Origin of the sequence: Pseudomonas sp. M1 (assembly GCF_022760135.1) — a bacterium.
In the GTDB taxonomy this organism is placed as follows: Bacteria; Pseudomonadota; Gammaproteobacteria; order Pseudomonadales; family Pseudomonadaceae; genus Pseudomonas; species Pseudomonas citronellolis.
The window spans coordinates 663,512-689,480 of record NZ_CP094343.1; the positions used below are offsets into that span (position 1 = coordinate 663,512).

Consider the following 25,969-nt stretch of genomic DNA (forward strand, 5'->3'; position numbering starts at 1 on the left):
CGTAGGATGGCGTTGAGCGCAGCGATACCCGTCAATGGGACGAGCACAGTAATCCAACCCATGCACCGAACAATCCCCTCTCCCTTCAGGGAGAGGGCCAGGGAGAGGGAAAGGCGGCTGATCCAGACGATTCGCCCCATCCCTGAAACCACCGACCAAGGAGTCCTGCGTGCCAGGCCAAATCCTCGAACCCGGCCAGATCGAAGCTGCCGCCAACATCCCCCCCTTCCTCAAGCTGCCCTCGCCGCAACTCTTCACCCAGCGTGGCCAGCGCCTGCGCCAGCTCGCCGAAGGCCACCCCCTGGGCGACTACCTGAACCTGCTGGCCGAACTCTGCGACATCCAGCAGCACCTGCTCGACAACCCACCGCCGCTGCCCATGCCCGACGAAGCCGCCCTGCGCCGCAGCGTCGAACACGGCATGCCGCCGCTGGGTTTCGAAGTGCTGGTGCGCGAAGGCGCCTGGCTGGCGCTGCTCGACCCGCTGCTGCAGGCCTTCGCCACCAGCCCGGCCAGCCCCATCGCCGATGCCCTGCAACAACTGCGCAAGGCCGACGCCGGCCAGCGCAAGGCCTGGGCCCTGGCCCTGCTCAACGGCCAGTTCGACCTGCTGCCGGCGGCCCTGGTGCCCTTCCTCGGCGCCACCCTGCAGGTCGCCTTCAGCCACTGGCTGCTGCGCCTGCCCGAAGGCCTGCTCAGCGAGCGCGAGGAACAGACCCTCTGCCCGGCCTGCGGCTCGCCGCCGGTGGCCGGCGTCATCCACAACCGCGGCAAATACAACGGCCTGCGCTACCTGGCCTGCTCGCTGTGCTCCTGCCAGTGGCACTACGTGCGCATCAAGTGCAGCCACTGCCGACAGAGCAAGGGCCTGTTCTACCTGTCCCAGCAGCACGACGGCCGCGAGGTCATCCACGCCCCGCTGCGCGCGGAGGTCTGCCCCAACTGCCAGGCCTACCTCAAGCAGTGCTACCTGGAGCACGACGAAGCCGCCGAGCCCCAGGCCGACGACCTCGCTAGCCTGGCCCTGGATATCCGCCTGGCCGAAGAGGGCTACCTGCGCAGCGCGCCCAACCTGCTGCTGTCACCCGGCGGCGCAGACTGACCTAGACTGCATCCAGACCCCCCGTAGGATGGGTTGAGGAGCCCGCGACGATACCCATCGCCTCCCAACCCTCGAAGCACCAGACAGGACCGCGCATGACCTCCGCCCGCCTGCCCTCCATCGACCGCCTGCTGCGCAGCCCGGCCTGCGCCCCCCTGCAACAGCGCTACGGCCGCGAAGCCCTGCTCGGCACCCTGCGCGACCTGCTCGACGAACTGCGCGAGCCGGCCCGCCACGGCCAGCTCGCCGCCGTGGAACTGAGCGAAGCGGTGCTCGCCGGCCGCGCCGGCGAACGCCTGGCCGCGCACCATGCCAGCCGCGTGCGCCGGGTGTTCAACCTCACCGGCACCGTGCTGCACACCAACCTCGGCCGCGCCCTGCTGCCGGACGAAGCCATCGAAGCCATCACAATGGCCGCGCGCTACCCGCTGAACCTGGAATTCGACCTGGCCAGCGGCAAGCGCGGCGACCGCGACGACCTCATCACCGGGCTGATCCGCGAATTGACCGGCGCCGAGGCGGTCACCGTGGTCAACAACAACGCCGCCGCCGTGCTGCTGGCGCTCAACAGCCTGGGCGCGCGCAAGGAAGGCATCATCTCCCGCGGCGAACTGATCGAGATCGGCGGCGCCTTCCGCATCCCCGACATCATGGCCCGCGCCGGGGTGAAACTGGTCGAGGTCGGCACCACCAACCGCACCCACGCCAAGGACTACGAAGCCGCCATCGGCCCGCGCTCGGGCCTGCTCATGCGCGTGCACACTAGCAACTACAGCGTGCAGGGCTTTACAGCCAGCGTCGCCACCCGCGACCTAGCGGCCATCGCCCACGCTCACGACCTGCCGCTGCTGGAAGACCTGGGCAGCGGCACCCTGGTGGACCTGACGCGCTGGGGTTTGCCCAAGGAACCGACCGTGCAGGAAGCCCTGAAGGACGGCGCCGACATCGTCACCTTCAGCGGCGACAAACTCCTCGGCGGCCCCCAGGCCGGGCTCATCCTAGGCAGCAGGGAACTGATCGGGCGGATCAAGAAGAACCCGCTCAAGCGCGCCCTGCGCGTGGACAAGCTGACCCTCGCCGCGCTGGAAGCCGTGCTCGGCCTGTACCGCGACCCCGACCGCCTGGCCGAACGCCTGACCACCCTGCGCCTGCTCAGCCGCCCGCAGGTCGACATCCAGGCCCAGGCCGCGCGCCTGGCGCCGCTGCTCGCCGCGCAATTGGGCGCCGGCTGGGCGGTAAGCGCGGAAGCCGCCCTGGGCATGATCGGCAGCGGCGCCCAGCCGGTGGCGCGCCTGCCCAGCGCCGCCCTGGCGCTGCGCCCGCAAGCTTCCAAGCGCTTGCGCGGCCGCGCCCTGCGCGAACTGGAAGAACGCCTGCGCGGCCTGCCGATCCCGGTGCTCGGGCGCATCGACGACGACACCCTGTGGCTCGACCTGCGCCAGCTCGACGACGAGGCCGCCTTCCTCGCGCAACTGCCGCTGCTGGCGGAGGGCGAGGCTTGATCGTCGGCACCGCCGGGCACATCGACCACGGCAAGACCGCCCTGCTGCGCGCCCTCACCGGCGTGGAAGGCGACCGCCGCCCGGCCGAGCGCGAACGCGGCATCACCATCGACCTGGGCTACGTCTATGCCGACCTCGGCGACGGCGCGCTGACCGGCTTCATCGACGTGCCCGGCCACGAACGCTTCGTCCACAACATGCTGGCCGGCGCCAGCGGCATCGACCTGGTGCTGCTGGTGGTGGCCGCCGACGACGGCGTGATGCCGCAGACCCGCGAGCACCTGGCTATCGTTGAGCTGCTCGGCATCCCCCGCGCCCTGGTGGCCCTGAGCAAGGCCGACCGCGTCAGCCCGCAGCGCCTGGCCGAGGCCCGCGGCGAAGTGGAAAGTCTGCTGGCCGCGGGGCCGTTGGCCGGCGCGCCGGTCTACCCGGTTTCCAGCGTCACGGGGGAGGGTGTAGATGCTTTGCGCCAGGCCCTGGCCAAGGCCGCCTGCGAGGTCCATGAGCGCTCCAGCCAGGGCGGCTTCCGCCTGGCCGTGGACCGCGCCTTCAGCGTCAGCGGCGCCGGCCTGGTGGTCACCGGAACGGCCTTCTCCGGCAGCGTGAAGGTGGGCGACGAACTCCTCCTCGGCAATGCCGGCCGCCCGGTGCGCGTGCGCGGCCTGCACGCCCAGAACCGCGTAGCCGAACAGGCCCACGCCGGCCAGCGGGTGGCGGTCAACATCGCCGGCGAACGCCTGGGCCCGGACCAGGTGAAACGCGGCGACTGGCTGCTGACGCCGGAACTGCACGCACCCACCACCCGCATCGACATCGACCTGCAACTGCTCCCCGGCGAACCCCGCGCCCTGGCCCACTGGACGCCGCTGCACGTGCACCTGGGCGCCCAGGACGTGACCGGCCGCGTCGCCCTGCTGGAAGACGAACGCCTGGCGCCGGGCGAAAGAGCCTTCGCGCAGCTTGTGCTGAACGCTCCCGTGCAAACCGTGCACGGCGACCGCCTGGTGCTGCGCGACCAATCCGCCCAACGCACCCTCGGCGGCGGCCGCGTGCTCGACCCCTTCGCCCCGGCCCGCAACCGCCGCAGCCCGGAGCGTCTGGCACAACTCCAGGCCCTGCGCGGCGAAGGCCTGGAACAGGCCCTGCCGGTGCTGCTGCAACACGCCGACCACGGCCTGGACCCCAAACTGCTGGCCCGCCAGTTCAACCGCCCCCGGGCAAGCTGGCAACTGCCCGCCGAACTGGTGGAAATCCCCACCCGCGGCGGCCCGCGCCTGTTCACCGCCGAACACTGGCACGCCCTGGGCGAACAGCTGCTGCAAGCCCTGGCCCGCTTCCACGCCGAACAACCCGACGAACTCGGCCCCGACCGCGACCGCCTGCGCCGCTACGCCTTCCCACAACTGGAACGCCCGATCTTCATCGCCCTGCTGGAACAGGCCCTGGCCGGCAAAACCGTGGAAAGCAGCGGCCCCTGGCTGCACCTGCCGGACCACCGCGTACAACTGGGCGCCGAAGACGAAGCCCTGCGCGAACGCATCCGCCCCCTGCTGCAAGCCGGCGCCTACGACCCGCCCTGGACCCGCGACCTGGCCCGCGAACTGCAAGTCGACGAAGCCGCCATGCGCCTGCTGCTGCGCAAACTCGCCCGCCTCGGCCAACTGCACCAGGTGGTGAAAGACCTGTTCTACCCCGACGAAACCCTCCGCCAACTGGCCCGACAAGCCCTGCAACTCCACACCGAACAAGGCCTGATCCGCGCCGCCGCCTTCCGCGACCGCATCGGCATAGGCCGCAAGCGCAGCATCCAGCTACTGGAATACTTCGACCGCATCGGCTTTACCCGGCGGTTCGGCAATGAGAGAAGGGTTCGGGAGGATTCGGCGCTGACGCTGCAGGCCGCGGAAAATTCGGAGGTATGACAACCGCAGGCTGTGGCCAGCGTCGACACAAAGATGGCAACATCCAAGCGCCACTCTCTGGCGCAAAGGCGCAAGCCAACACGGAAGGCAATCACGCCCGGTGGCGTGGCCGGGCTTCAAACCCGGTGGGGGACGGCAGCCGTTCCTGGGTGAGTTCGACTCTCACTGCCTTCCGCCACTTCCCTCCACTTCTGTCTTTGCTGCGATAACTTTCAGGTTTCGCTGGCTGTCGCCTTGTCGTCGATTACCTGCAGGCTGTGGATATCGCTCCATAACAGCTCTTCCGGAAAACGTCGTGGGTCTTTTGGATCGCGGACCAGGAAGTAGGGGCGTTCATCCTCCAGCGTCAGTGCTACCCCTACGATGCGCACGCGGTAGCTTTCCCGGTAGGGTGCCTCGTGCAGGGGAACGTCCACATCGATGGTCTTGCCCAACATAGCCATGGCAGTAGAAGCGTCGAATTTGATCATCGCGAATTTCATCCGTGAGATGCCTAGTGCGACCAGGCTGTGAGTACTTCCACATGCTCAGCCTTTACTGCACTATTCGAGGTGGTGTTTTGATTTAACTCGAGTCAATTTAGCTCTAGTCAAAATTGATCCTATTTGGCTTGAGTCATTTTGGCTATAGCTTATATAGATGAATTTCTTATGATCAAAGAGCGCGTCATAACCATTCTCTCGTGGACAGACATACGCCTCCCCAAGCTTGAGGAAATGACAGGCATTAGCCGGTACACCTGGAGCAACCTGAAGAACCCTTCGAAAAACCGGGAGATCAAGGAAGAGGAAATCCTGGCCATCGCCAAGGTATTTCCTCAGTTTCGCTGGTGGATTTTGACGGGGGAGGTAATGCCAGAGATTGGCCAGACGAGCCCTGGCTATGAAGAGGAGGGGGCTGATCGAAGCTCCTCGCCTGGGACGCGCGCGGACTCATCCGACTCGTAAGGCGGCCGGCTGGGAGCGAACGTCTGGCTGCCGCACCCGTAGGATGGCGTTGAGCGCAGCGATACCCATCATTGGCGGCATGGGTTCACGCCCCGGCCTGGCGTTGGTTGCCCGGCCCAATCACGCTACATCCTGCACCACTGCTCCTCGCAGGGAATCCCATCGCCGTCCCCATCCATCTTCATCCCCGGACAACTGCGCAGAAACGCCTTGGCCTCGGCGCAGGAGGTCATTTGCGAGCAGTACTTGCGGCCATCGCAGCGGACATCGAGAGCAGGGCTGGCGGGTGTGGTGCTTGCCGCCGGCGGCATCAGGTCGGTGGTCGGTTCGTCGGCATCATCCGCGACGCTCATTGGGGCCGGCTTTGAGCGGGAGAAGTGGTTCTGCCAGGACGGGTTGTCCATGTACTGCCAGGCGAGCAGGGCGAGGGCGATCAGCAAAATCCATTTCTTCATGAGGTTCACCGAGTCCTGGGGGATGGGCGGATTTTAGTGGCGAACCCGCAGGCATTGCACTGCGTAGGATGGCGTTGAGCGCAGCGATACCCATCACCGTGACCGCATGGGTATCGCTGCGCTCAACCCATCCTACGTCCTGGCTCCCTGTACCGATCCACCTGAGTCGCGGCCCTCTTGCAGGGCCTTGCCCAGTATCCGGGCCACCAGCTCGTCCTTGCCTTGCGTGTAGGCCTCGCGGTCGGTGGGGAAGCGTTCTGCCAGTCGTTCCTTGAGGCGTTGGTATTCCGCCGCGTCCTGTGGATGGTTGCGCAACCAGTTGCGGAAGATCAGGTGGCGGTCGGCGTCGGCCAGGTTCATGACATGGACGTGGTGGGTTCTGCCCTGGCCCCGGGGTTGCATGCCCTTGACGAAGAACATCCGCTGCGGCGCCGGGTTGTCGCGCCAGTATTGGTAGCCGAGGGCTTCCAGCGGGGCGACCAGGCTTTGCCAGTCGGCGTCGGGCGGCGGGAGCAGGAGGATGTCGATGATCGGCTTGGCCTTCAGGCCGGGTACTGCCGTGCTGCCGAAGTGTTCGATCTTCAGGCCGGGCAGGGCCAGGGCGCTGGCGATGGCGTCGGCTTCCTCGGCGAAGCGCCGGGGCCAGTCCGGGTTGGCTTCGGCCAGTTCGATGCGGTCGGCTTCGGCGTTGCTCCAGCGTTGGCCGTCGAAGGTGGGGGGTTGGGTCATGGGGTGTCCTGGCTGAGGGGCTGTCGTTCGACGTTGGGGCTGGTGCGTAGGTTCATCGTCGTTGTTAGGGCTTCTTCCTCTGTTCCTTGATTCGGTTGCGCAGGTGCTCGAAGAAGGCCGCATCGGCGTGCTCTGTGGGAGCGGATTCGGCGCCGGCCAGAAGGAGGTTTCGCAAGCGATGGCGATCTTGCGTCCTTTGGTCGCTGGCGTGTGGGTTGGTCTGGTCGTCGACGGTACTCATGGGTCTTCCCGTTTGCAGGTTTTGGCTGAGCCTATTCCTGAGGGGGCGGGTTGGCCATGCTCTTGGGAGCGAGCTCGCTCGCGAACCGCCTCAACTCCGCAATCAGCGGATAACACGTTCGCGAGCAAGAACTAGGCGTCCCCCTTGCTCCTACGAAAAGCGTGCGCTAGCTATTTCACCGGGAAGTCGAAGGCGGTGTTGGGATACGGCTCCTGCTTCAGCGTGTAGTGCCACCACTCGTTGGCGTAGGGTTCGAAGCCGTGGCGTTGCATGGCGCTGCGCAGGGTTTCGCGGTTGCGCGTCTGTTGCACGCTGATCAGGTTGGTGCCGTGGTGGGAGATGGGGCCGAAGAAGTCGAAGTGGCTGCCCATGTCCAGTTCCTGGCCGGTATTGGAATCGACCAGGGTGAGGTCCACGGTGCTGCCGCGGCAGTGGGCGGATTTCTTGGCGATGTAGCCGTCGCGGAACAGCGCCGACTTGTCCAGGTGCGGGTAGTAGCGGTCCTTGGTGCGGGTGTCGGCCAGGTCCGCGGCCCAGCGCTGGAAGTGGGCCACGGCGCGTTGCGGGCGGTAGCCGTCGAAGAGTTTCAGTTGCAGGCCGCTGAGGGCGACGTCGCGCTCCACTTCGGCCAGGGCCGTGGCCGCTTCCTTCGTGAGGATCACCCGCGGGCTTTCGTAGCCGTCGATGCGGCTGCCGACGAAGTTGTCGCCGCTGTAGTAGCGCGCTTCGTAATGGGCGTGCTGCAGCACCTGGTCGAGGTAGACGAAGCCGGGTTGCGCCGGCTGGTCGGCGTTGGCGCCGAGGCTGGCCAGCAGCAGGAGCAGGGCGAGGGCGTGGCGGAGCATCCGGCCTCCCGGGCGTGGGGTTTCTTTCACCCTAGCAGCCCTTTCCTGCGACGCATCTCTCTAAATGGCGGGATTTTTCCTACTTAATCCTCAGGTCCAGTTATCCCCTGGCGGGCCGATCCATTCGCCGAGACGAGCGGATCGCGGTTGTGCGGTCCGCGCACGAGTTCGAGCAGCCCAGGAGAGATGCGATGCTCAACCAGATCCGCGTACGTACCCGCCTGCTGTCGCTGGCGTTCCTGCCCCTGCTGGTGCTGGCCGGAGTGATGGCGCTGGCGGCGTACAACGCCGACCAGCTCAACGATGATTTCGACGAGCTGTTCAACGACCGCATGCGCCCGGTGAACCGGCTCAACCTGATCTCCAACGCCTATGCGGTGAACATGGTGGATGCGCTGCACAAGTATCGCTCCGGGGTGATCGACGTGGACGTCTTGCGCGGCGCCATCGGCGAGGCGCGCAAGACCATCGCGGACTCCTGGCGCCTGGTGCAGGACAGCAAGATGACCGATGCCGAGCAGCAGATGGTGGCCGGCATCCGCGCGCGCATGGCCGCGGTGGACAAGCTGGTGGACACGCTGCAGGAACAGACCGACGGCAGCCTGCGCGGCGAGAGCGACGCCAGCTTCATCCGGCGCCTGTATGCGGCCTTCGACCCGCTGGGGGATGCGCTGGAGGAGCTGGCCCAGCTGCAGGTCCGCGAGGGCGAAAGGCTGAGCCAGGCCTCCACCGCGCGTTACCAGGCGATGAAGGCCAGTTTCGTGGCCATCGCCGTGGTGGTGCTGGTCGGCATGCTGCTGTTCAGCCTGCTGGTCAGCCGCTCGATCAACCGCCCGCTGGAACAACTGGGCCGGACCATCGCCACGGTGCAGCGCAATTCCGACCTGAGCCTGCGCGCCGAGGCCGTGGGCCGCGACGAGCTGGCGCAGACCGCCCAGGCCTTCAATACCATGCTCGAACACTTCCAGCGGCTGATCCGCCACCTGGGCGGCGCTTCGGTGCAACTGGCCAGCGCGTCGGAGGAGATGAGCGCCATCAGCGCCCAGGTCAGCGATGCCGCCAACGGCCAGGGCGACCAGACCGCCATGGTCGCCACCGCCGTGCACGAGATGAGCGCCGCGGTGCAGCAGGTGGCGGAGAACGCCCTGGACATGGCGCGGGTGGCCGAGGACGTGCGCCGCGAGGCGCACCAGGGCACCGAGCTGGTGGAGGCCAACCTGGGCGCCATCGAGCGTCTGTCGCAGGCGGTGCAGGAGAGCGCCGAGGTGATCGACCGCCTGCACAGCCAGAGCGACGAGATCGGCAGCGTGCTGGGGGTGATCCAGAGCATCGCCGAGCAGACCAACCTGCTGGCGCTCAACGCCGCCATCGAGGCGGCGCGGGCCGGCGAGGCCGGGCGCGGGTTCGCCGTGGTGGCCGACGAGGTGCGCAGCCTGGCGAGCAACACGCAGAAGGCCACCGAGTCGATCCGCGGCATGATCGATTCGCTGCAGAGCGGCGCGCGCCAGGCGGTGGGCGTGATGCAGGAGTCCCGCGAGCGGGCCGGGGACAGCGTGCGGCATTCGCGCGAGTCCGGCGAGGCGCTGCGGCACATCGCCAATGCCATCGACCGCATCGCCGACGGCAACGCGCAGATTTCCACCGCCACCGAGGAGCAGACGGCGGTGGCCCATGAGATCAGCCAGAACATCACCCAGCTCAACGACAGCATCCAGAGCGTGGTGGAGAACGCCGAGCAGAGCGCCGCGGCGAGCCTGGAACTGGCCCGCCTGGCGGTCGAGCAACAGCAGCAGCTGGCGGGCTTCCGGGTGGACTAGGACTGCCTCACTGGCCCATCAGCAGGCGCTGCTGCTGGGACGAGAAGCCGCCCTGTTGCTGGAACTGTGCGCCCATCATGGGCTGCCGTTCGACGTCGTCGAGGCCGAAGGATTCCTTCACCGGCGACTCGATGGCGCCGAGGTTGTAGCTGCTCTGCCCGGCGCAGCCGGAGAGGGCGAGCAGGGCGAGGACGAGCGCGGGAAGCCGGGGCATGGTGGACTCCTTCTGTGGGGGAGCTTGCGGATCGCACAGCCTAGGCCGGCGAAGCTTATGGCTGGCTTAAGCTCAGTCGCGGCGCAGGGCCTGGACGTCGTTGCCCTCGGGGTCGAAGGCGTCCAGGCGCATGCGTTCGGCGAAGGCCTCCAGCGCCGCCTGGCCGCTGACGAAGCCGGCCTTCGCGGCGGCCCAGTCGTCCGGGCGCAGGCGCACCATCCAGCCTTCGCCGTAGCAGTCGAGGTTGATCAGGCCGGGGCGGCGCTGTACTTCCTCGTTGCTCACCAGCAGGGTGCCGGCCAGCGGGCAGCGCGCCGAGGATGCAGCCTTGGCGAATTCCACCACGCCGAAGCTGCGGTCGCGCTCGATGTGCCAGCCGTCGCGCTTGGGGGTGAAGGCGAAGATCTGCCCGTAGAGCGCGCAGCCATAGGCGCTCAGGCCGAGGGTCACGGCGCCGTCGGCTTCTTCGCGCAGCCACAGGTTGTAGTCCGGGGCGTAGAGCAGGTCGTCGGGGAACTCCAGGCCGTGCAGTTTCACAGGGTCAGCACCCGGTTGTATTCGAGGATCATCCGCGCCAGTTCGCCGCCGCTGGCGATTTCGTCGATTTCGCCGATCAGCGCGCTTTCGTCGATGGGCACGCCGGGGGCGCGGCACATCAGCAGGCGCGCGCCGGCTTCCTTGGCCTGCTGGATGAAGTGGCTGAGCGGTTCGCCGCCGGGGGCGGCGTAGAGGTTGTCCACCACGTCCTGGCGCGCCAGCTGCACGCCTTCGCCGCTGAGGAAGAGCGTCACCTCGGCGTCCATGCAGGCCAGCAGGGTGGCGGTGTAGAAGGGCGCGGCGCAGCGCGCCGGGGTGCTCGGGCCGCTGCTGACAATGATTAGCACGCGCTGGATGTCAGGCCGGTCCAAGGGCTTTCTCCATCTGCACCAGGGCCACGCGGCGGCCGTCCGGCGCCTGGCGCTCGACGATGCCCACCGGGCGATAGCCCAGGCCGGCGTAGAGCAGCAGCCCGCCGGCGTTGTCGTTGAAGCAGGAGATTTTCATCAGCGGTGCAGCGTAGTCGCGCCGGGCGAGGTCTTCCATGACGCCGATCAGGTAGCGCGCCACGCCGTGCCCGCGGGCCCTGGGCGCGACCATCATGTTGCCCAGCGCGCAGTACTCGCCGGGCAGGCTCTGGTAGAAGTTGGCGAAGCCGGCGGCGCGGCCGTCGAGCAGGGCCAGGGTGCTGGCGCGGCGCTCGGCCACGGCGGCGGCGAGCTGTTCGACGCTGAACGGCCAGCGGGCCTTGGGGTAGGCGTAGAAGAGTTCGTCGGCGCTACGCACGAAGCCGGCCACCTCGGCGAGGTCGCCGGCTTCCACGGGGCGATGCTGCAGGCTCATCCGTGTGGCGGGTATTGGGCGAGGACCTTCTGCACGGTCTCGCGGATGGCCGCTTCGCGCTCGGCCGGGGTCGGCGGGCTGCTGCGCATGATCTGCTCGCCGCTGCCGCGCCATACCAGCTTGCCGTCCTTGCCGTCGAGCAGGTCGACCTGGATGGTGGCGACCTTGTAGGTCACGGTGCGCGACTCGGCCATCGCCGGGCCGCCCCAGTAGCCGCCCCAATAACCGTTCCAGTAGCCGCCGGTGTAGGTGGTGACCTGGTCCTGGCGCTGGTCGACGATCAGGTAGGCGCGCACCGTCACGTCGGGCGCGGCGCCGTCCTGGCTTGGGCGCAGGCCGCGCTGGTCGAGCTGGTCGGCCACCGCCGAGCGGATGCGCTGCTCGGTGAGGTCGCTCTTGATGCGCGGGTCGTCCGGGCGGTATTCGAAGGCCGGCTGCGCCCAGGCCCAGCTGCGGTAGGCGGCGAAGTCGCGGCTGGAATCGTAGTCGCGGCTGAGGTTGACGGTCTCACAGGCGGCCAGGCCCAGCAGCAGGCCCAGCAACAACAGACGGCGGATCATGATCGGCATACTCCAGACAGAGTCTTCATCGAAGCTCAGCGCGTGCGTAAAGGCAAGTGGCGGAATGCCTCGAAATGGCCCTATTCCGCAGTTTTCTGGCAGCAAAGCCGGACAAGCGCCTCAGTGCGGCGGGTAGCCCGACAGCGCCTTGCGCACCGCTTCGCGCAGCCCGCGGGCCTGTTCGCTCTGGTTGCCGCTGGGCTGGTACTCAGCCGAGGCCACCCAGACGGCGTGGTTGTCGCGGGCGTCGTACAGCTCGATACGCACCACGTTGACTTGCACTATGTAGGTCCGCGTCACCGGGATGGAGGCGCCGTACCAGGGATCGTTCCAGCCGCCGTAGTAGCCGCCGCCGTAGTAGTCGGTGACCTGGCGGGTGCGCTGCTCGCTGCTGACCCGCGCGCTCACGCGCAGGTCCGGCGTGGCGCCGGGGCGCGCCGGGCGCAGGCCGACCTGGTCGAGGCCTTCGCTGACCGCGTCCTGCAGCGAGCTGCCGTAGGTGGTGGCGCCGCTGGGCGCGCCGGTCCAGTTCCACGAGCGGTAGCGGCCGTAGTCCGGCGGCGCGGCCGGGTAGGCGCTGGGGTCGAAGCCCGGGGCACTGGCCTGGGCCGGCACCGGGGGTGGCGGCAGCGACTGGCTGGTGTAGGGGTTGTGGCTCTGGCAGGCGGCCAGCGCGGCGAGCAGCGGCAGCAGGATCAGGCGTGGCGACATGCGGGGCTCCCGCCCGCGCCGGGGCGCGGGCGACGACGGTGATGCGCCGATTGTGCACCTATTCGCGCGGGCGGCACAGCCAGTGCAGGTAGCGCCCCAGGCCGGCGAAGGCCGGGTGGCGGCGGTAGGCCAGTTCCATTTCCACCAGGTCCAGGGGCTCGGCCTTGTGCTGGAACTCCTGCGGCATATAGTCGTGGAACACCCGCACGCCGCTGCGTGTCTCGATGTTCCAGCTGCCGGCCATGGCCGCTTCCAGCTCGCGCGGGTCCAGCGGCTGCTGCGGCGTCAGGCTCTGGCCTTCACCGGCGAAGCGCTGCTTGCGCAGCTTGCGGAAGTGGCCCTTGAGCAGGTTGCGGTAGATGAGCGCGTCGCGGTTGTAGAAGGCCAGCGACAGCCAGCCGTCGCGGGCGGTCAGCTGGTGCAGCACGGGGAGGATGGCCTGGGGCTCGGCCAGCCATTCCAGCACGGCGTGGCACAGCACCAGGTCGTAGGGTTCGTCGAGCTGGCCGAGCAGCGCCTGCCAGGGCGCCTCGATGAAGGTGGCCGCGCGGCCGGCCTCGGCGAAGCGCTGGCGGGCGCCTTCGAGCATGGGCGCGGCGGGTTCGGCGAGGGTCACCTGGTGGCCGCGTTCGGCCAGCCACAGCGCCATGTGGCCCAGGCCCGCGCCGATGTCGAGCACGCGCAGCGGGCGCTCGGGCAGCGCTTCGGCCAGGTCGGCCTGCAGCACGGCCAGGCGGATGGCGCCCTTGGCGCCGCCGTAGATCTTCTCGGCGAAGCGCGTGGCCAGTTCGTCGAAATGCCGGTCAGCCATGCACGAAGCGCCTTTCGCTGTCGGCCAGCTTGGCGCGCACCACCTGGTCCATGTCCAGGCCCAGTTCGGCGCAGAGCAGCAGCAGGTAGAGGACGATGTCGCCGATCTCCTGGCCTGCGTGGGCGAGCTTGTCGGCGGGCAGCTGGCGCGACTCGTCCTCGCTCAGCCACTGGAAGATTTCCACCAGCTCGGCCATTTCCACGCTGGCGGCCATGGCCAGGTTCTTCGGGCTGTGGAAGCGCTTCCAATCGTTGTGGTCGCGGATCGCGTGCAGGCGCGCGGTGAGTTCGTCGAGGTTCATCGGGGGCTCCTTGGGAGCCCCATAGCTTCCGGCTTCAGCGGCGCCGCATCAAGCGTCGAGCGGTTTCCAGGCGCCGGCCATGTGCGGCAGGCCGTCCTCGCCGCGCAGGGCGAACTGCCCGGCCGGGGCCACCTCGCTGGCCAGCAGGGTGACGCTGGAGGGCAGCAGCACCGGCTTCTGGAAGCGCACTTGCACCTGGTAGCCGGCCGCCGGCAGGCGCTCGCCAAGGGCCGCCAGGCTGCGCGCCTTGTTCCACAGGCCATGGGCGATGGCGCGGGGGAAGCCGAACAGCCTGGCGCTGGCCGCCGACAGGTGGATAGGGTTGTAGTCGCCGGCCACCCGGGCGTAGCGCCGGCCGATGTCCGCCGGGCATTGCCAGTGGTCGATCTGCTCCAGCGGCAGCTCGGGCTGTTCCTCGCGTTCCGGCGGCGTGCCTTCCAGGCGCATGCCGCGGAACAGCAGGCGGCTGTCGCCTTCCCAGAGCAGGCCGAGCTGGTCGTGCAGCTGGGTGATCAGGCTGAAGGTCACGCCCTTGTCGTGGGGCTGCAGGTCGGCCACCCGCACGCTGGCCTGGAACGGGCCCAGGCCGCCGAGCGGGCGCAATACGCTGATACGGTTCTCCAGGTGCACCAGGCCCAGCAGCGGGAAGGGGAAGCGGGCGTCGGTGAGCAGGCCCATCTGCAGGCCGAAGGCGAGGATGTGCGGATAGGTCGGCGGCAGCAGGTGGTCGTTCCTGAAGCCGCACACCTGGCGGTAGCGCTCCAGGTTCCGGGCGTCGACCATCACCGGCGCGCGCACGCCGCGGGTGGGCAGGCTGCGGCCGCGCAGGCCGCGGCGCACGGCGGCGCGCAGGAACAGGCCGGGCAGGGCGGGTGGGGCGGACAGGTCCAGCCAGTCTTTGGGCATTCGGAATCTCCTGAGCGGTATTGCCTTCAGCTTAGCCGCCGGGCCCGGCCGGGCATTGGCCGGGGCGGGGCAGTGTGGCGGCAGGCCGGTCAATCGGCGGCTCTGGCATGGGGCTTGTGGATAATTCGACCGCTGCCATGGCGTGTTACTTGAGAGGCGGTAGGAAAGCTGCCTAAGATGGGCCCGCTTCATGGATAACCAGAATAAATACCATGCACGATCTGACCGACGATGTGGCGCTGATGCGCCCGGTGATCGACGCGCTGCGCGCCAGCGGCAGCGATCCCGACCGTGTGCTCGCCCGGGTTGGCCTGCCGCCGGGCTCGCTGCCGGCCGGGCGCTTCCCGCATAGCGCGCAGAACCTGTTCTGGAAGGCCGCCGCCGAGGAATGCGGCGAGGAGCACGTCGGCCTGTACCTGGCCGGGCACCTGCCGGCCTTCCACGGCCTGCTGCTGGAATACCTGTTCCTCTCCAGCGCCACCTTCGGCGAGGGCCTGCGCCACGCCCTGCGCTACGTGCGCCTGCTCTCCGATACCCTCAACGCCCGCCTGGAAGTGGAGGGCGAGCGCGCCGTGCTGCTGCTCGGCCACAGCGCCGGGACCAACCGGCACTTCCCGGAAATGCTCGCCGGCGCGGTGATCCGCCTGTTCCACGCGCTCACCGAGGGCGACTTCAGGCCCCACGAGGTGGAGCTGATGCACGGCGAGGGCGCCCCCGCCGAACGTTATCGACAGGTCTACGGCTGCCCGGTGCGCCTGGGCGCCGAGCGCTATGCGCTGGTCTTCGACGCCGAGGTGCTGGACAAGCCCTCGCGCCACGCCGCGCCGGAGCTGCTGCGCATGCACGAGTCGCTGGCGCGCCGGCAACTGGCCGAGGTGGAACGCCTGGACCTGGTGCGCAAGGTGCGCGAGCTGATCGGCGAGCTGCTGGTGGACGGCGGCGCCACCCTGGAGCAGGTGGCGGCGCGCCTGGACATGCCGGCCCGGCGTCTGCGCGAGCGCCTGGCCATGGCCGGGGTGCGCTTCAACGACTTGGTTACCGACTATCGCTGCCGGTTGGCCAAGGAGTTGTTGCTGAAGACCGACGAGCGTATCGAGGTGATTGTCGAGCGTACCGGGTTCTCAGAGCCGAGCACCTTCTACCGCGCCTTCAAGCGCTGGGTGGGGGAGACGCCGGTGGAGTTTCGCAAGCGCGGGAAGGTGTGAGAGGGGCGAACCTCGCGACGGGAGGGCATGGCTTTTCGTAGGAGCGAGCTTGCTCGCGAACGCTGTTCTGCCGGTGGCTTTGGTGTTTGTCCTGAAGAGCGCCCTCTCCCCAGCCCTCGGCTGCGCGCCCCGCGGGCTTGTCCGGCGTGGGGCGAAGGTTCGGCATTAACCTTGTAGGAGCGGGCCCTGCCCGCGAATCGCGCGCAGGGCGCGCTCCTACAGGTGGGTTGGGCGCTATCGTGTGGGAATGCACGATCGTAGGGGCAACTGTCTTGCGCCGAGGTGCTCTTCGTAGGATGGGTTGAGCTTGCGATACCCATGCTGCCGTGGTGATGGGTATCGCTTCGCTCAACACCATCCTACGACGGTTGTACCTCCTGCGATGCAGGCCGGCCCTCACGCCCCAAGCAAACTCTGCCCACACACTCTTAACACCTGCCCGCTCACCGCACCGCTGCCCGGCTGGGCGAACCAGGCCACGGCCTCGGCCACGTCCTGGGGCAGGCCGCCCTGGCCCATGGAGTTCATGCGCCGGCCGGCCTCGCGGATGGTCAGGGGGATGGCCGCGGTCATCTGCGTTTCGATGAAGCCCGGGGCCACCGCGTTGATGCTGATGCCCTTCTTGCCCAGGGCCGGGGCCCAGGCCTGGGCCAGGCCGATCAGGCCGGCCTTGCTCACCGCGTAGTTGGTCTGCCCGAGGTTGCCGGCGATGCCGCTGATGGAGGCCAGCAGCACCACGCGGCCGTCGTCGCGCAGCTTGCCGGCGTCGAGCAGGGCCTGGGTGAGCACCTGCGGGGCCTTGAGGTTGACGTCGATCACCGAGTTCCAGAACGCCTCGCTCATCTTCGCCACGGTCTTGTCGCGGGTGATGCCGGCGTTGTGCACCACGATGTCCACACCTTCGGGCAGCGCCTCTACCAGCTTCTCGCCGGCATCCGGCGCGCAGATGTCCAGGGCCACGCCTTTGCCGCCCAGGCGCGCGGCCAGGGCGTCGAGGGCGTCCTTGGCCGGCGGCACGTCCAGCAGCACCACCTCGGCGCCGTCGCGGGCCAGGGTTTCGGCGATGGCCGCGCCGATGCCGCGGGCGGCGCCGGTGACCAGGGCGCGCTTGCCCACCAGCGGGCGGCTCCAGTCCTGCACCTGGCCGGCGTAGGCGGAAAGGCGGATCACCTGGCCGGACACGTAGGCGCTCTTGGGCGAAAGGAAGAAGCGCAGGGCGCCTTCGAGCTGGTCTTCCGCGCCCTTGCCGACGTACAGCAGCTGCACGTTGCCGCCCCTGCGGATCTCCTTGCCCAGGGAGCGGCTGAAGCCCTCCAGGCTGCGCTGCACGCTGGCGGCGATGGGGTCTTTCAGCGATTCCGGGGCGCGCCCGAGGATGACCACGTGGGGGCACAGGTCCAGGCCCTTGAGCGCGGCCTGGAAGAAGTTGCGCAGTTCGATCAGTTGCTCGAAGCCGGTGAGGCCGCTGGCGTCGAACACCATGGCCTTGAGCTTCGGGCCGTGCTCGGCGGTCCAGCGCGGCAGGCCGTACTGGCCTTCCACGGCGGCGTAAACGGCGTCGGTCAGGCGCTGGCTGAAGCCCAGCACGGCCTCGCCCAGGTTGCCCGCCCCGCCCAGCAACAGGGCGCCATCCACCGGCCGGGTGCGCCCGGCGCTCCAGCGTTCCAGGCGTACCGGCGCAGGCAGGCCGAAGGCGCCGACCAGGCGGCGGCCGACGTTGGAGTTGGCGAAGGCGATGTAGCGATCGGTCATGGACGGGGGCTCCTGCACGGATACTCGAAGTGCCGACCACTCTACGCAGGCACCAGTTCCGCGCAATTGACCGCGCTGACCTGCGCCATGGCGGGGCGGCCAATGCGACGGGACCGGCTAAGGTTAGCCTGTGCGCCAGAACCCGCTCAGCCCGCAAGGAGCCTTGCATGACCCAGACCCGACGGGTCGCCATCGTCGGCGGCAACCGTATTCCCTTCGCCCGCTCCAACACCGTCTACGCCACGGCGAGCAACCAGGAGATGCTGACCTGCGCCCTCGACGGCCTGATCGAGCGCTACAACCTGCACGGCGAGCGCCTGGGCGAGGTGGTGGCCGGCGCGGTGCTCAAGCACTCGCGGGACTTCAACCTCACCCGCGAATGCGTGCTGGGCACCCGCCTGGCCCCGCAGACCCCGGCCTACGACGTCCAGCAGGCCTGCGGCACGGGCCTTGAGGCGGCGATCCTGGTGGCCAACAAGATCGCCCTGGGGCAGATCGACTGCGGCATCGCCGGCGGCGTGGACACCACCTCGGACGCGCCCATCGGCGTCAACGAGGGGCTGCGGCGCATCCTGCTGGAGGCCAACCGCGGCAAGTCCAACGGCGACAAGCTCAAGAGCCTGCTGAAGATCCGCCCGCGCCACCTGATGCCGCACATCCCGAAGAACGGCGAGCCGCGCACCGGGCTGTCCATGGGCGAGCACTGCGAGCTGATGGCGCAGACCTGGCAGATTCCCCGCGACGAGCAGGACAAGCTCGCCTACGAAAGCCACATCAAGCTGGCCGCGGCCTACGCCGAGGGCTGGCAGAACGACCTGATGACGCCGTTCCGCGGCCTGACCCGCGACCAGAACCTGCGCCCGGACATCAACCTGGAAAAGCTCGGCACCCTCAAGCCGGTGTTCGAGAAGGGCCCGCGCGGCACCCTCACGGCGGCCAACTCCACCCCGCTGACCGACGGCGCCTCGGTGGTGCTGCTGGCCAGCGAGGACTGGGCCAAGGCGCGCGGCCTGCCGATCCTGGCGTATTTGCGCGACGGCGAGGCGGCGGCGGTGAACTTCGTCGGCGAAGGCGCAGAAGGCCTGCTGATGGCGCCGGTGTACGCCGTGCCGCGGCTGCTGGCGCGCAACGGCCTGAGCCTGCAGGACTTCGACTACTACGAGATCCACGAAGCCTTCGCCGCCCAGGTGTTGTGCACCCTCAAGGCCTGGGAGGACGCCGAGTACTGCAAAACGCGCCTCGGCCTGGACGCGCCGCTGGGCTCGATCGACCGCAGCAAACTCAACGTCAAGGGCAGCTCCCTGGCCGCCGGCCATCCCTTCGCCGCCACCGGCGGTCGCATAGTCGCCAACCTGGCCAAGCTGCTGGACGCGGCCGGGAAAGGGCGCGGGCTGATCTCGATTTGCGCGGCGGGCGGGCAAGGTGTGACCGCGATCGTGGAAAAGTAATCCAATACATCGGGCGGCTGTGGCCGGCCCACGATGTAACAGCAACTCCGTGACTTAAGGCGGTGCCGTGCGAGCGGTGCCGCCTCTTTTTTTTTTGCGCGCAGGGTGGGGGCTTTGGCTTTTCGTAGGAGCGAGCTTGCTCGCGAACAGCCTCTCCCGGCAGCGCTATCGTCTCAGGTCGACTCCGTCCCCTCTCCCCAGCCCTCTCCCTGAAGGGAGAGGGGGCTAGTCCGTGCCGAGAGAGGAAGTGGTTTCAGCCGGAAATCGCCGAGGTTGCCGGCTAACGCCATAACATCAAACCCTGCCCAACGGTCCCCTCTCCCTTCAGGGAGAGGGTTAGGGAGAGGGCGCTCTAGAATCCAGCACCTGTAGTTCCCGGTGAATGCCTGTTCGCGAGCAAGCTCGCTCCTACGAAATACGAAAAGCCTCCAGCCTCCAGCCTCCAGCCTTTCATCCCCCCTGCAACATCGCCGGATGCACCCTCCCATCCAGCGCCGTGGACAGCACCAGCGAAGTCTTGCTCGCCCCGTGCTGCGCCAACTGGTCGATCAGCTCTTCCAGCTCGGCGGTGCTGGTCACCGTCACCCGCAGCATCACGCAGGATTCGCCGGTCACCCGGTAGCAGTCGAGCACCTGGGGGATTTCCGTCAGGCGTTGCAGTTGCAGGGCACCGCGGTGGTCGTTCAGGCGCAGTTCGATCAGGCACTGGATCGGGCGGCCGAGCTTGGTCAGGTCTACGCTGGCGTGGTAGCCGGTGATCACGCCGTCGGCCTCCAGGCGCGCCACGCGGTCGGCCACTGCCGGGGGCGAGAGGTTGATGCGCCGGGCCAGTTCGGCGAAGGACAGGCGGCCGTTTTCCAGCAGGGCGGCGAGCAGTGCGCGGTCGTATTTGTCCATCGGTTTCTCTCGTCTGTCGAATCGACGGCTTTGCGTTTGAAAATCCATCGAAAGAAAAGTGTTCCGCCAGATAATGCGTTTTCTGTGCCTTATAAGGCCCGAAAGCACTTAATAAAATGAGGCGCTACGACCCACTTGTCGAGCCCTCTGCCATGTCTGTCATGCCCATGCCCAAAGCCCGCGTTTCGCTGACGCTGATCGCCGCCTTCTTCGCCCTCTACTTCATCTGGGGCTCGACCTACCTGGTGATCCGCATCGGCGTGGAAAGCTGGCCGCCGATGCTCATGGCCGGCTGCCGCTTCGTCATCGCCGGGACGCTGCTGCTGGCCTGGGCGCTGTACCGCGGCGCGCCGCTGCCCAGCGGGCGGCAGTGGCTGAACGCCGGGGCCATCGGCATCCTCCTGCTCAGCTGCGGCAACGGCGGGGTGACGGTGGCCGAGCACTGGGGCGTGGCCTCGGGCGTGGCCGCCCTGGGGGTGGCCACGGTGCCGCTGTTCGCGTTGGTGTTCGCGCGCCTGTTCGGCCAGCGCAACAGCCTGCTGGAGTGGAGCGGCATCGGCCTTGGGCTGTGCGGCATCGTGCTGCTCAACCTCGGCTCCAACCTGCAGGGCAGCCCGGCGGGCGCCGCGCTGATCCTCTTCGCCGCCGCGGCCTGGGCCTTCGGCTCGGTGTGGAGCCGGCGCCTGGACCTGCCGGCCGGGCCCATGGCCAGCGCCTTGGAGATGCTGGTGGGCGGCGCCGCGCTGCTGCTGGGCAGCCAGCTTTCCGGCGAGCACCTGCAGCAGATGCCGGATGTGCGCGGCTGGCTGGCGCTGGGCTACCTGGTGGTGTTCGGTTCGATCATCGCCTTCAGCGCCTACGTCTACCTGCTGGCCAACGTGCGGCCGGCGGCGGCCACCAGCTATGCCTTCGTCAACCCGGCGGTGGCCGTGCTGCTCGGGGTGGCGTTCGCCGGCGAGCACATCGGCTGGCCGGAGGCGCTGGCGATGGCGGTGATCATCGGGGCGGTGGTGTTGATCAGCCTGCCGCAGTGGCGGCGGCGCGAGGCGGCCTGAGCCGGCTCAGTCGATCGGGACGATGCGCACGCGGCTGACGCCGACGCGGTCGGCGCTGTTGCGCAGGTTGGGGATCAGGTTGGGGTCCAGCGGCGCGTCGGTCAGCCCGGTGGGGTCTTCGCCGGTCTCCTGCGCCAGGTGCAGCAGCACCTGGAGCAGGGCGAGGAACTCGTTGGGTTCCTCGGACCACTCGTGGATCAGCCGGCGCGGCTGTTCGCGCAGGCGGTAGTGGATGGCGTAGCGGTGGGTGACGTTCATGGTGGCACCTCTGCAGGCTAAGACACCCCAGAACGTCAAAATTCCCATCACTTTCCCGGACAGCCGACAGGTGGTCATTTTTTCGCCACTCACCGACAGACGTCGCGAAATGGCGGGCTTTCAGATGACGAAAAAGCCGTGGGTGCCATCACGGCCGAGCTGCTCGACCAGGCCGAATTCCCAGTCCAGGTAGCCCTGCATGGCCTCGCGCGGGTTGTCGGTGCCCTCGTAGGGGCGGCGGTAGCGGTCGATGCGCGGCGCGGCGAGCAGGCTCTCGCCTTCCTCGGTGGGCAGCCCCGCGGCGACCCAGGCGGCGGTGCCGCCTTCGAGCAGGAACACCGGCTTGCCGCTCAGGGCCTGCACTTCCGGCACGGCGAAGCGCGCCAGCAGGCTGCTGCCGCAGGTGAGCACGTAGCGCTCGGCCGTGCCCAACTGCGCCAGCGCTTCTTTCAGCTGGCTGCGCAGGGCCCAGGCGGCGCCGGGAATGTGGCGTTTCATGTAGTTGGCGCTGGCGGTGAAGTCGAGCACCCGGGTGCCCGGCTCGCGCAGCCACTGGGCCAGGGTCTGCGGGGCGATGGTCTCGGTCTGCGGCTGCTGCGGCAGCGGTGCGGACCAGGCGCCCCGTTCGCTGAAGTCGGCGGCGGACAGGCCGTCCAGCACCGCCACCTCCCAGCCCATCTGCGCCAGCCAGGAGGCGCTCATGTTGGCGCGCACGCCGTCGTCGTCCACCAGCACCAGGCGCGCGCCGCGCACGCTGGCGACGTGGTCGGTCTCCTGCACCAACTGGCCGCCGGGGGTGGAGCGCGAGCCGGGCAGGTGGCCGGCCTCGTATTCCTCTGGGGTGCGCACGTCGAACAGGTAGGTGGTGCGCGCGCCTTCGGTCTGCCATTGGCGCAGGCCGGCCAGGTCGATGCGCGCCACCCGCGCGCGGTCGGCCACGGCGCGGGCGCGCTGGGCGGCGGCTGCGCGGGTGGCGGCGGAGACTTCGCCGAAGCGCCGCGCCTGGCCGTGCTCCAGCCGCTGGCCGGCGAGGGTCCAGCCGATGGTGCCGTTGCGCAGCGCCGACACCGGGTTGGCGATGCCGGCGTTCACCAGCGACTGGGTGCCGATGATGCTGCGGGTGCGCCCGGCGCAGTTGACGATGACGCGGGTGGCCGGGTCGGGTGCCAGCTCGGCGACGCGCAGCACCAGCTCGGCGCCGGGCACGCTGATGCCGCCGGGGATGCTCATGGTCTGGTATTCGTCGAAGCGGCGGGCGTCGAGCACCACCACGTCGGCCTTGGCATCGAGCAGCGCCTGCACTTCCTCGGCGCCCAGCGACGGGGTGTGGCGCTCGGCTTCCACCAGCTCGCCGAAGGCCTTGCTCGGCACGTTGACGTCCTTGAACAGCTCGCCGCCGGCAGCGCGCCAGCCGGCCAGGCCGCCGTCGAGCACGGCCACGTCGCTGTAGCCCAGCGCCAGCAGGCGCTGCGCGGCGACTTCGGCCAGGCCTTCGCCGTCGTCGTAGACGGTGACCGGCGTATCGCGGCGCGGCACGCGGGCGTAGACCTCCAGCTCCAGCTTCGACAGCGGCAGGTTGGCGGCGAACAGCGGGTGCGCCTGGGCGAAGGGGTCTTCCTCGCGCACGTCGAGCAGCGCCAGCTCGCGGCGGGCGAGGAGGGCGGCGCGGAGGTCGTGGAAGGTACGGCGGGCGATCTGGCTCATGCGGGGTTCTCTTTCGACAGGTCCCAGATATTGGGCAACTGGCTGTTGGAATAGCCGGAGATGAAGGGCTTCTCTTCACCCTCGGCGGTATAGACGGCACGCCGCACCGCGCCGATGTTGGCGCCGTAGACGTGGATGCTGATGGACGGCCGGTCGGCGAAGGCGTTGCTGACCTGGTGGATGTCGCCGATGCGCGGCGACACCGCCTCCACCTCGCCCGGCTCCAGGCGCAGCGCCGCGCCGGCCGGCTGCAGGCTGCCGTCGGCGGCGAAGGCGAAGGGCTGCGAATACTCGGCGCCGCGCAGCATGCCGATCAGGCCCCAGACGCGGTGGTCGTGCACCGGCGTGCGCTGGCCCGGACCCCAGACGAAGCTGACCACCGAGAAGCGCTGCTGCGAGTCGGCGTGCAGCAGGTACTGCTGGTAGCGCTGCGCGTCGGGCTGGGCGCAGGCCTCGGGCAGCCAGTCGTCATGGCGCACCAGCTCGGCCAGCAGCGGGCGGGCGCGGGCGAGCAGGGTGGCTTCGTCGGGATGCTCGTCGAGCAGGCTGGCCAGGTCGCCGATGAACTGGCGCAGGCGGTCGAAACGCAGGGGGGCGGACATGCGGCGTATTCACTCCGGAAGGTTCTGGCTGTACGGTAGCAAACGCGTTTTTATTCCTGAAATGCATTTTGAATCTAAGCTAATATGCGAGAAATGCAATTGGTGCTAGCCCCATGAAGATCGACGACATCGACGCCTTCGTCGCGGTGATCCGCAACGCCTCCCTGAGCCAGGCCGCCGAGAGCCTGGGCCTGACGCAGTCGGCCATCACCCGCCGGGTGCAGAGCCTGGAGGAAGCCCTGGGCGTGGAACTGCTGGACCGCAACACCAAGCCGCTCAAGCCCACCGCCGCCGGCCTGCGCGTCTACGAGCAGTGCCGCCGGGTGCTGCGCGAGGTGGACGGGCTGCGCGAACTGGTGGCCAGCGACACGACGCCAAGCGGCGTGCTGCGCCTGGGCGTGCCGCAGAGCATCGGCGAGGTGGTGCTGCTGGAAGCGCTGCGGCGCCTGGCCGGCGAGTACCCGGAGCTGCGCGCCCAGGTCAGCAGCGGCTGGGGCGGCCACCTGCTGGCGCGGCTGGAGAACGCTGAGCTGGACGCGGCGGTGGTGCTGTTCCCGCCGAGCAAGGTGTTCCCCGACGACCTCGGCGCCACGCCGCTGGGCCGCGTGGAGCTGTGCGTGGTGGCCGCCCGCGACAGCGACGTGCAGGCCCGCCGCCTGCTCGACTGCTACCAGCACGGCTGGGTGCTCAACCCCGACGGCTGCGGCTTCCGCGCCGGCCTGCAGCGCGCCCTGGCCGACCAGGGGCTGGGTTTGCAGCTGAACCTGGAGACCTTCGGCAGCGAGCTGCAGCTGGGTCTGGTTGCCGAGGGGCGTGGCCTTGGGCTGGTGCCGGCGCCGGCTCTTGCGCGCAGCCGTTATCGGGAGCAGCTGCGGGTGTTGCAGCTGGAGGATTTCCAGCCGCTGATCCAGCTCTGGCTGGTGCGGCCGCGCTTGCTGGGCAACCTGGAGGCGCCGGCGCGGTTGTTCGGCGATGCGGTGGCGGAAGGGTTGGATATGCAGGCGGGGTGAGTCTTACTCATTCGCCCCCTGTAGGAGCGAGCTTGCTCGCGAACAGACTCTCCCGGCAGCGCAGTCGTCTCAGGTCGACTCCGTCCCCTCTCCCCAGCCCTCTCCCTGAAGGGAGAGGGGGCTTGTCCGTGCCGGCTGCAAGCCTGATGTTCGCCGGATACGCCAGAGTTTCCGGCTGACTCCGTAATACCCGTTTCTGCCCAACGGTCCCCTCTCCCTTCAGGGAGAGGGTTAGGGAGAGGGCGCTCTCATGCCTGACACCGGCATGACCGGGAAACTCTGTTCGCGAGCAAGCTCGCTCCTACAAAAGCAAAAAACCTCCCCCGCGCAACTTGGCCAACTCTGAATATGCGTAATTAGCATATTAGAATATGCCAAAAATGAATTTCCATCATGAAGTGCTTGCCTATAGCTTCTAAGAACAACGTCCATCAAGACGTTTTTCTTATAACGAAAGCCGCCGCCCTTATGCAGCGGCCCAGGCGAGGGCAACACAGTGAGCGTGGAAATTCTCGGCATGATCACCGCCACCCCGAGTTCCGAGGTGGACCAGCCGCTGGGGGAGGCGGTGGACGCCGGTTTCGTCCGGCGCTTCGCCCAGGCCCATGAGGACGCCGGTTTCGACCGCGTGCTGGTGGGCTACTTCAGCAATGCCGCCGAGGGCGCCGTGGTCAGCTCCTTCGTTGCCGCCGCCACCCGGCGCCTGGGCATCCTGCTGGCCTACCGGCCGGGAGTGATCGCGCCGCCGCTGGCCGCGCGCCAGTTGGCCACCCTCGACCAGTTCAGCGACGGCCGCCTGGCCCTGAACGTGGTCAGCGGCGGCAACGACGAAGACCTTGCCCGCGACGGCGACTACCTCGACCACGACCGCCGCTACGCCCGCACCGACGAATACCTCGACGCCCTGCGGCGCATCTGGACCGCCGAGGCCCCGGTGGACTTCGCCGGCGAGTTCTACCGCTTCCAGGGCGCCTCGCCGGCCGTGCGCCCGCGGCAGAAGCCGCACATCCCGATCTACTTCAGCGGCTCCTCCGACGCCGCCATCGAAGTCGCGGCGAAGCACGCCGACACCTACATGCTTTGGGGCGAGCCGCTGGCCGCCGTCGACGGCCACATCCGCCGGGTGCGCGCCGCCGCCAACGCCCAGGGCCGTGAGCCGCGCTTCTCGGTGTCGTTCCGGCCGATAGTCGCCGACACCGAGGAAGCCGCCTGGAAGCGCGCCGCCGAAGTGCTCGAACAGGTGCGCGAGAACCGCGCGCGCCTGGGCCTGCCGCTGCACGACCACCAGCCGCAGAACGTCGGCTCGCAGCGCCTGCTGGCCGCCGCACAACAGGGGGAGGTGCTCGACACCCGGCTGTGGACCGGCGTGGCCCGGCTGACCGGCGCGCGCTGGAACTCCACTGCCCTGGTCGGCACTCCCGAGCAGGTCGCCGCCGCCCTGGGCGAGTACTACCGCCTGGGCGTTTCCACCTTCCTGATCCGTGGCTTCGACCCGCTCGGCGACGCCGTGCGCTACGGCCAGGGCCTGATTCCCGCCATCCACCACCACATCGCCCGCCTGCCGCAACTGCGCCGCGCCGGCTGAGGAGCCCCAT

29 protein-coding genes and 1 tRNA gene are annotated in these 25,969 nt (G+C 68.7%); 11 read left to right on the forward strand and 19 right to left on the reverse strand.

All coding sequences use genetic code 11. The features are described 5' to 3' along the window. Nucleotides 1-169 precede the first annotated feature (169 nt). From fdhE to PM1_RS02845, 4 genes are all read left to right on the forward strand, one after another. On the forward strand, nt 170-1,102 hold the full coding sequence (fdhE, locus tag PM1_RS02830; RefSeq protein WP_009613254.1) for a formate dehydrogenase accessory protein FdhE: 933 nt from the start codon (nt 170-172) through the stop codon (nt 1,100-1,102). A gap of 95 nt (nt 1,103-1,197) precedes the next feature. Further along, nucleotides 1,198-2,604, forward strand: coding sequence for an L-seryl-tRNA(Sec) selenium transferase (selA, locus tag PM1_RS02835; RefSeq protein WP_009613252.1), 1,407 nt, complete (start codon nt 1,198-1,200; stop codon nt 2,602-2,604). After that, nucleotides 2,601-4,526, forward strand: coding sequence for a selenocysteine-specific translation elongation factor (gene selB / locus PM1_RS02840; protein WP_009613251.1), 1,926 nt, complete (start codon nt 2,601-2,603; stop codon nt 4,524-4,526). Before selA ends, selB begins: the two co-directional genes overlap by 4 nt. An 82-nt stretch (nt 4,527-4,608) precedes the next feature. Continuing rightward, nucleotides 4,609-4,704, forward strand: a tRNA-Sec gene (locus PM1_RS02845). Between the two features lie 34 nt (nt 4,705-4,738). Here the strand turns inward: PM1_RS02845 and PM1_RS02850 are convergent. Beyond that, the gene (locus PM1_RS02850; RefSeq protein ID WP_024128108.1) at nt 4,739-4,996 is read right to left on the reverse strand and encodes a hypothetical protein; all 258 of its coding nucleotides are present in this window, start codon (nt 4,994-4,996) and stop codon (nt 4,739-4,741) included. Nucleotides 4,997-5,176: 180 nt separating this feature from the next. Between PM1_RS02850 and PM1_RS02855 the strand changes: the two genes are divergently transcribed. Then, the gene (locus tag PM1_RS02855) at nt 5,177-5,473 is read left to right on the forward strand and encodes a hypothetical protein (RefSeq protein ID WP_024128107.1); all 297 of its coding nucleotides are present in this window, start codon (nt 5,177-5,179) and stop codon (nt 5,471-5,473) included. Between the two features lie 125 nt (nt 5,474-5,598). On the opposite strand, the gene PM1_RS02860 is transcribed toward PM1_RS02855, so the two are convergent. From PM1_RS02860 to PM1_RS02875, 4 genes are all read right to left on the reverse strand, one after another. Continuing rightward, a complete protein-coding gene (locus PM1_RS02860) occupies nt 5,599-5,928 on the reverse strand; it encodes an excalibur calcium-binding domain-containing protein (protein ID WP_009613249.1) in 330 nt (109 codons plus the stop codon). A 132-nt stretch (nt 5,929-6,060) separates the two neighbouring features. Then, the gene (locus PM1_RS02865; RefSeq protein ID WP_009613248.1) at nt 6,061-6,657 is read right to left on the reverse strand and encodes a GrpB family protein; all 597 of its coding nucleotides are present in this window, start codon (nt 6,655-6,657) and stop codon (nt 6,061-6,063) included. Nucleotides 6,658-6,721: 64 nt separating this feature from the next. Beyond that, nucleotides 6,722-6,898, reverse strand: a complete 177-nt coding sequence (locus tag PM1_RS02870; RefSeq protein ID WP_009613247.1) for a hypothetical protein — start codon at nt 6,896-6,898, stop codon at nt 6,722-6,724. Between the two features lie 170 nt (nt 6,899-7,068). After that, nucleotides 7,069-7,743 carry a M15 family metallopeptidase gene (locus PM1_RS02875; protein ID WP_009613246.1) on the reverse strand — a complete coding sequence of 225 codons (675 nt, stop codon included), beginning with the start codon at nt 7,741-7,743 and terminating at the stop codon, nt 7,069-7,071. 191 nt (nt 7,744-7,934) lie between these two features. Between PM1_RS02875 and PM1_RS02880 the strand changes: the two genes are divergently transcribed. Continuing rightward, the gene (locus PM1_RS02880) at nt 7,935-9,560 is read left to right on the forward strand and encodes a methyl-accepting chemotaxis protein (protein WP_009613245.1); all 1,626 of its coding nucleotides are present in this window, start codon (nt 7,935-7,937) and stop codon (nt 9,558-9,560) included. A gap of 7 nt (nt 9,561-9,567) precedes the next feature. Here the strand turns inward: PM1_RS02880 and PM1_RS02885 are convergent, their stop codons facing one another. The 9 genes from PM1_RS02885 to PM1_RS02925 form a co-directional block, all read right to left on the reverse strand. Further along, nucleotides 9,568-9,774: a hypothetical protein gene (locus tag PM1_RS02885; RefSeq protein WP_009613244.1), complete on the reverse strand. Its 207-nt coding sequence runs from the start codon at nt 9,772-9,774 to the stop codon at nt 9,568-9,570. A gap of 72 nt (nt 9,775-9,846) precedes the next feature. Then, nucleotides 9,847-10,311, reverse strand: a complete 465-nt coding sequence (locus tag PM1_RS02890) for a glycine cleavage system protein H (protein ID WP_009613242.1) — start codon at nt 10,309-10,311, stop codon at nt 9,847-9,849. Further along, nucleotides 10,308-10,682 carry a DsrE family protein gene (locus PM1_RS02895; RefSeq protein ID WP_009613240.1) on the reverse strand — a complete coding sequence of 125 codons (375 nt, stop codon included), beginning with the start codon at nt 10,680-10,682 and terminating at the stop codon, nt 10,308-10,310. The genes PM1_RS02890 and PM1_RS02895 overlap by 4 nt, the downstream gene beginning before the upstream one ends. Beyond that, nucleotides 10,669-11,154 carry a GNAT family N-acetyltransferase gene (locus PM1_RS02900; protein WP_009613238.1) on the reverse strand — a complete coding sequence of 162 codons (486 nt, stop codon included), beginning with the start codon at nt 11,152-11,154 and terminating at the stop codon, nt 10,669-10,671. Before PM1_RS02900 ends, PM1_RS02895 begins: the two co-directional genes overlap by 14 nt. Continuing rightward, on the reverse strand, nt 11,151-11,714 hold the full coding sequence (locus PM1_RS02905) for a DUF4136 domain-containing protein (RefSeq protein WP_009613236.1): 564 nt from the start codon (nt 11,712-11,714) through the stop codon (nt 11,151-11,153). The genes PM1_RS02900 and PM1_RS02905 overlap by 4 nt, the downstream gene beginning before the upstream one ends. 120 nt (nt 11,715-11,834) lie before the next feature. Continuing rightward, entirely contained in the window at nt 11,835-12,425 is a 591-nt protein-coding gene (locus PM1_RS02910; protein ID WP_009613234.1) for a DUF4136 domain-containing protein, read from the reverse strand. A gap of 58 nt (nt 12,426-12,483) precedes the next feature. Then, nucleotides 12,484-13,236 (reverse strand): methyltransferase, encoded by a 753-nt coding sequence (locus PM1_RS02915; RefSeq protein ID WP_009613232.1) that lies wholly within the window; start codon nt 13,234-13,236, stop codon nt 12,484-12,486. Beyond that, nucleotides 13,229-13,537: a MazG-like family protein gene (locus PM1_RS02920; RefSeq protein WP_009613230.1), complete on the reverse strand. Its 309-nt coding sequence runs from the start codon at nt 13,535-13,537 to the stop codon at nt 13,229-13,231. The genes PM1_RS02915 and PM1_RS02920 overlap by 8 nt, the downstream gene beginning before the upstream one ends. A gap of 48 nt (nt 13,538-13,585) precedes the next feature. After that, nucleotides 13,586-14,443 carry a MaoC family dehydratase gene (locus tag PM1_RS02925; protein ID WP_009613228.1) on the reverse strand — a complete coding sequence of 286 codons (858 nt, stop codon included), beginning with the start codon at nt 14,441-14,443 and terminating at the stop codon, nt 13,586-13,588. A gap of 212 nt (nt 14,444-14,655) precedes the next feature. On the opposite strand from PM1_RS02925, the gene PM1_RS02930 reads away from it, so the two are divergent. After that, the gene (locus PM1_RS02930) at nt 14,656-15,648 is read left to right on the forward strand and encodes an AraC family transcriptional regulator (protein ID WP_009613226.1); all 993 of its coding nucleotides are present in this window, start codon (nt 14,656-14,658) and stop codon (nt 15,646-15,648) included. A gap of 396 nt (nt 15,649-16,044) precedes the next feature. Here PM1_RS02930 and PM1_RS02935 read toward each other — a convergent pair whose 3' ends face one another. After that, nucleotides 16,045-17,400, reverse strand: a complete 1,356-nt coding sequence (locus PM1_RS02935; protein ID WP_009613223.1) for a 3-oxoacyl-ACP reductase — start codon at nt 17,398-17,400, stop codon at nt 16,045-16,047. A 167-nt stretch (nt 17,401-17,567) separates the two neighbouring features. Here PM1_RS02935 and PM1_RS02940 point away from each other — a divergent pair, with 167 nt between their 5' ends. Next, the gene (locus tag PM1_RS02940; protein WP_009613221.1) at nt 17,568-18,848 is read left to right on the forward strand and encodes an acetyl-CoA C-acetyltransferase; all 1,281 of its coding nucleotides are present in this window, start codon (nt 17,568-17,570) and stop codon (nt 18,846-18,848) included. A 450-nt stretch (nt 18,849-19,298) separates the two neighbouring features. Here the strand turns inward: PM1_RS02940 and PM1_RS02945 are convergent, their stop codons facing one another. Continuing rightward, nucleotides 19,299-19,745: an Lrp/AsnC family transcriptional regulator gene (locus tag PM1_RS02945; protein WP_009613218.1), complete on the reverse strand. Its 447-nt coding sequence runs from the start codon at nt 19,743-19,745 to the stop codon at nt 19,299-19,301. 167 nt (nt 19,746-19,912) lie between these two features. On the opposite strand from PM1_RS02945, the gene yedA reads away from it, so the two are divergent. Continuing rightward, nucleotides 19,913-20,800, forward strand: coding sequence for a drug/metabolite exporter YedA (yedA, locus tag PM1_RS02950; RefSeq protein ID WP_024128105.1), 888 nt, complete (start codon nt 19,913-19,915; stop codon nt 20,798-20,800). Nucleotides 20,801-20,806: 6 nt separating this feature from the next. Here yedA and PM1_RS02955 read toward each other — a convergent pair whose 3' ends face one another. The 3 genes from PM1_RS02955 to PM1_RS02965 all read right to left on the reverse strand — a co-directional run bounded on the left by PM1_RS02955 (nt 20,807) and on the right by PM1_RS02965 (nt 23,364). Continuing rightward, nucleotides 20,807-21,058 carry a hypothetical protein gene (locus tag PM1_RS02955; RefSeq protein WP_009613214.1) on the reverse strand — a complete coding sequence of 84 codons (252 nt, stop codon included), beginning with the start codon at nt 21,056-21,058 and terminating at the stop codon, nt 20,807-20,809. A 120-nt stretch (nt 21,059-21,178) separates the two neighbouring features. Continuing rightward, a complete protein-coding gene (locus tag PM1_RS02960; protein WP_009613212.1) occupies nt 21,179-22,762 on the reverse strand; it encodes a rhodanese-related sulfurtransferase in 1,584 nt (527 codons plus the stop codon). Beyond that, on the reverse strand, nt 22,759-23,364 hold the full coding sequence (locus PM1_RS02965) for a 3-mercaptopropionate dioxygenase (RefSeq protein ID WP_009613210.1): 606 nt from the start codon (nt 23,362-23,364) through the stop codon (nt 22,759-22,761). The genes PM1_RS02960 and PM1_RS02965 overlap by 4 nt, the downstream gene beginning before the upstream one ends. A gap of 113 nt (nt 23,365-23,477) precedes the next feature. Here PM1_RS02965 and PM1_RS02970 point away from each other — a divergent pair, with 113 nt between their 5' ends. Together PM1_RS02970 and PM1_RS02975 are read left to right on the forward strand one after the other, a co-directional pair. Then, the gene (locus tag PM1_RS02970) at nt 23,478-24,374 is read left to right on the forward strand and encodes a LysR family transcriptional regulator (RefSeq protein ID WP_009613208.1); all 897 of its coding nucleotides are present in this window, start codon (nt 23,478-23,480) and stop codon (nt 24,372-24,374) included. 517 nt (nt 24,375-24,891) lie between these two features. After that, nucleotides 24,892-25,959 carry an LLM class flavin-dependent oxidoreductase gene (locus tag PM1_RS02975; RefSeq protein WP_084229635.1) on the forward strand — a complete coding sequence of 356 codons (1,068 nt, stop codon included), beginning with the start codon at nt 24,892-24,894 and terminating at the stop codon, nt 25,957-25,959. Nucleotides 25,960-25,969 lie beyond the last annotated feature (10 nt).

Excerpts from the sequence above, each read along its gene's own strand:
- selA (WP_009613252.1), top strand. The coding sequence starts at position 1,198 with ATGACCTCCGCCCGCCTGCCCTCCATCGACCGCCTGCTGCGCAGCCCG.
- PM1_RS02850 (WP_024128108.1), bottom strand. The coding sequence starts at position 4,996 with ATGATCAAATTCGACGCTTCTACTGCCATGGCTATGTTGGGCAAGACC.
- PM1_RS02855 (WP_024128107.1), top strand. The coding sequence starts at position 5,177 with ATGATCAAAGAGCGCGTCATAACCATTCTCTCGTGGACAGACATACGC.
- PM1_RS02860 (WP_009613249.1), bottom strand. The coding sequence starts at position 5,928 with ATGAAGAAATGGATTTTGCTGATCGCCCTCGCCCTGCTCGCCTGGCAG.
- PM1_RS02865 (WP_009613248.1), bottom strand. The coding sequence starts at position 6,657 with ATGACCCAACCCCCCACCTTCGACGGCCAACGCTGGAGCAACGCCGAA.
- PM1_RS02870 (WP_009613247.1), bottom strand. The coding sequence starts at position 6,898 with ATGAGTACCGTCGACGACCAGACCAACCCACACGCCAGCGACCAAAGG.
- PM1_RS02875 (WP_009613246.1), bottom strand. The coding sequence starts at position 7,743 with ATGCTCCGCCACGCCCTCGCCCTGCTCCTGCTGCTGGCCAGCCTCGGC.
- PM1_RS02880 (WP_009613245.1), top strand. The coding sequence starts at position 7,935 with ATGCTCAACCAGATCCGCGTACGTACCCGCCTGCTGTCGCTGGCGTTC.
- PM1_RS02885 (WP_009613244.1), bottom strand. The coding sequence starts at position 9,774 with ATGCCCCGGCTTCCCGCGCTCGTCCTCGCCCTGCTCGCCCTCTCCGGC.
- PM1_RS02900 (WP_009613238.1), bottom strand. The coding sequence starts at position 11,154 with ATGAGCCTGCAGCATCGCCCCGTGGAAGCCGGCGACCTCGCCGAGGTG.
- PM1_RS02905 (WP_009613236.1), bottom strand. The coding sequence starts at position 11,714 with ATGATCCGCCGTCTGTTGTTGCTGGGCCTGCTGCTGGGCCTGGCCGCC.
- PM1_RS02910 (WP_009613234.1), bottom strand. The coding sequence starts at position 12,425 with ATGTCGCCACGCCTGATCCTGCTGCCGCTGCTCGCCGCGCTGGCCGCC.
- PM1_RS02915 (WP_009613232.1), bottom strand. The coding sequence starts at position 13,236 with ATGGCTGACCGGCATTTCGACGAACTGGCCACGCGCTTCGCCGAGAAG.
- PM1_RS02920 (WP_009613230.1), bottom strand. The coding sequence starts at position 13,537 with ATGAACCTCGACGAACTCACCGCGCGCCTGCACGCGATCCGCGACCAC.
- PM1_RS02925 (WP_009613228.1), bottom strand. The coding sequence starts at position 14,443 with ATGCCCAAAGACTGGCTGGACCTGTCCGCCCCACCCGCCCTGCCCGGC.
- PM1_RS02930 (WP_009613226.1), top strand. The coding sequence starts at position 14,656 with ATGCACGATCTGACCGACGATGTGGCGCTGATGCGCCCGGTGATCGAC.
- PM1_RS02935 (WP_009613223.1), bottom strand. The coding sequence starts at position 17,400 with ATGACCGATCGCTACATCGCCTTCGCCAACTCCAACGTCGGCCGCCGC.
- PM1_RS02940 (WP_009613221.1), top strand. The coding sequence starts at position 17,568 with ATGACCCAGACCCGACGGGTCGCCATCGTCGGCGGCAACCGTATTCCC.
- PM1_RS02945 (WP_009613218.1), bottom strand. The coding sequence starts at position 19,745 with ATGGACAAATACGACCGCGCACTGCTCGCCGCCCTGCTGGAAAACGGC.
- yedA (WP_024128105.1), top strand. The coding sequence starts at position 19,913 with ATGCCCAAAGCCCGCGTTTCGCTGACGCTGATCGCCGCCTTCTTCGCC.
- PM1_RS02955 (WP_009613214.1), bottom strand. The coding sequence starts at position 21,058 with ATGAACGTCACCCACCGCTACGCCATCCACTACCGCCTGCGCGAACAG.
- PM1_RS02960 (WP_009613212.1), bottom strand. The coding sequence starts at position 22,762 with ATGAGCCAGATCGCCCGCCGTACCTTCCACGACCTCCGCGCCGCCCTC.
- PM1_RS02965 (WP_009613210.1), bottom strand. The coding sequence starts at position 23,364 with ATGTCCGCCCCCCTGCGTTTCGACCGCCTGCGCCAGTTCATCGGCGAC.
- PM1_RS02970 (WP_009613208.1), top strand. The coding sequence starts at position 23,478 with ATGAAGATCGACGACATCGACGCCTTCGTCGCGGTGATCCGCAACGCC.
- PM1_RS02975 (WP_084229635.1), top strand. The coding sequence starts at position 24,892 with ATGATCACCGCCACCCCGAGTTCCGAGGTGGACCAGCCGCTGGGGGAG.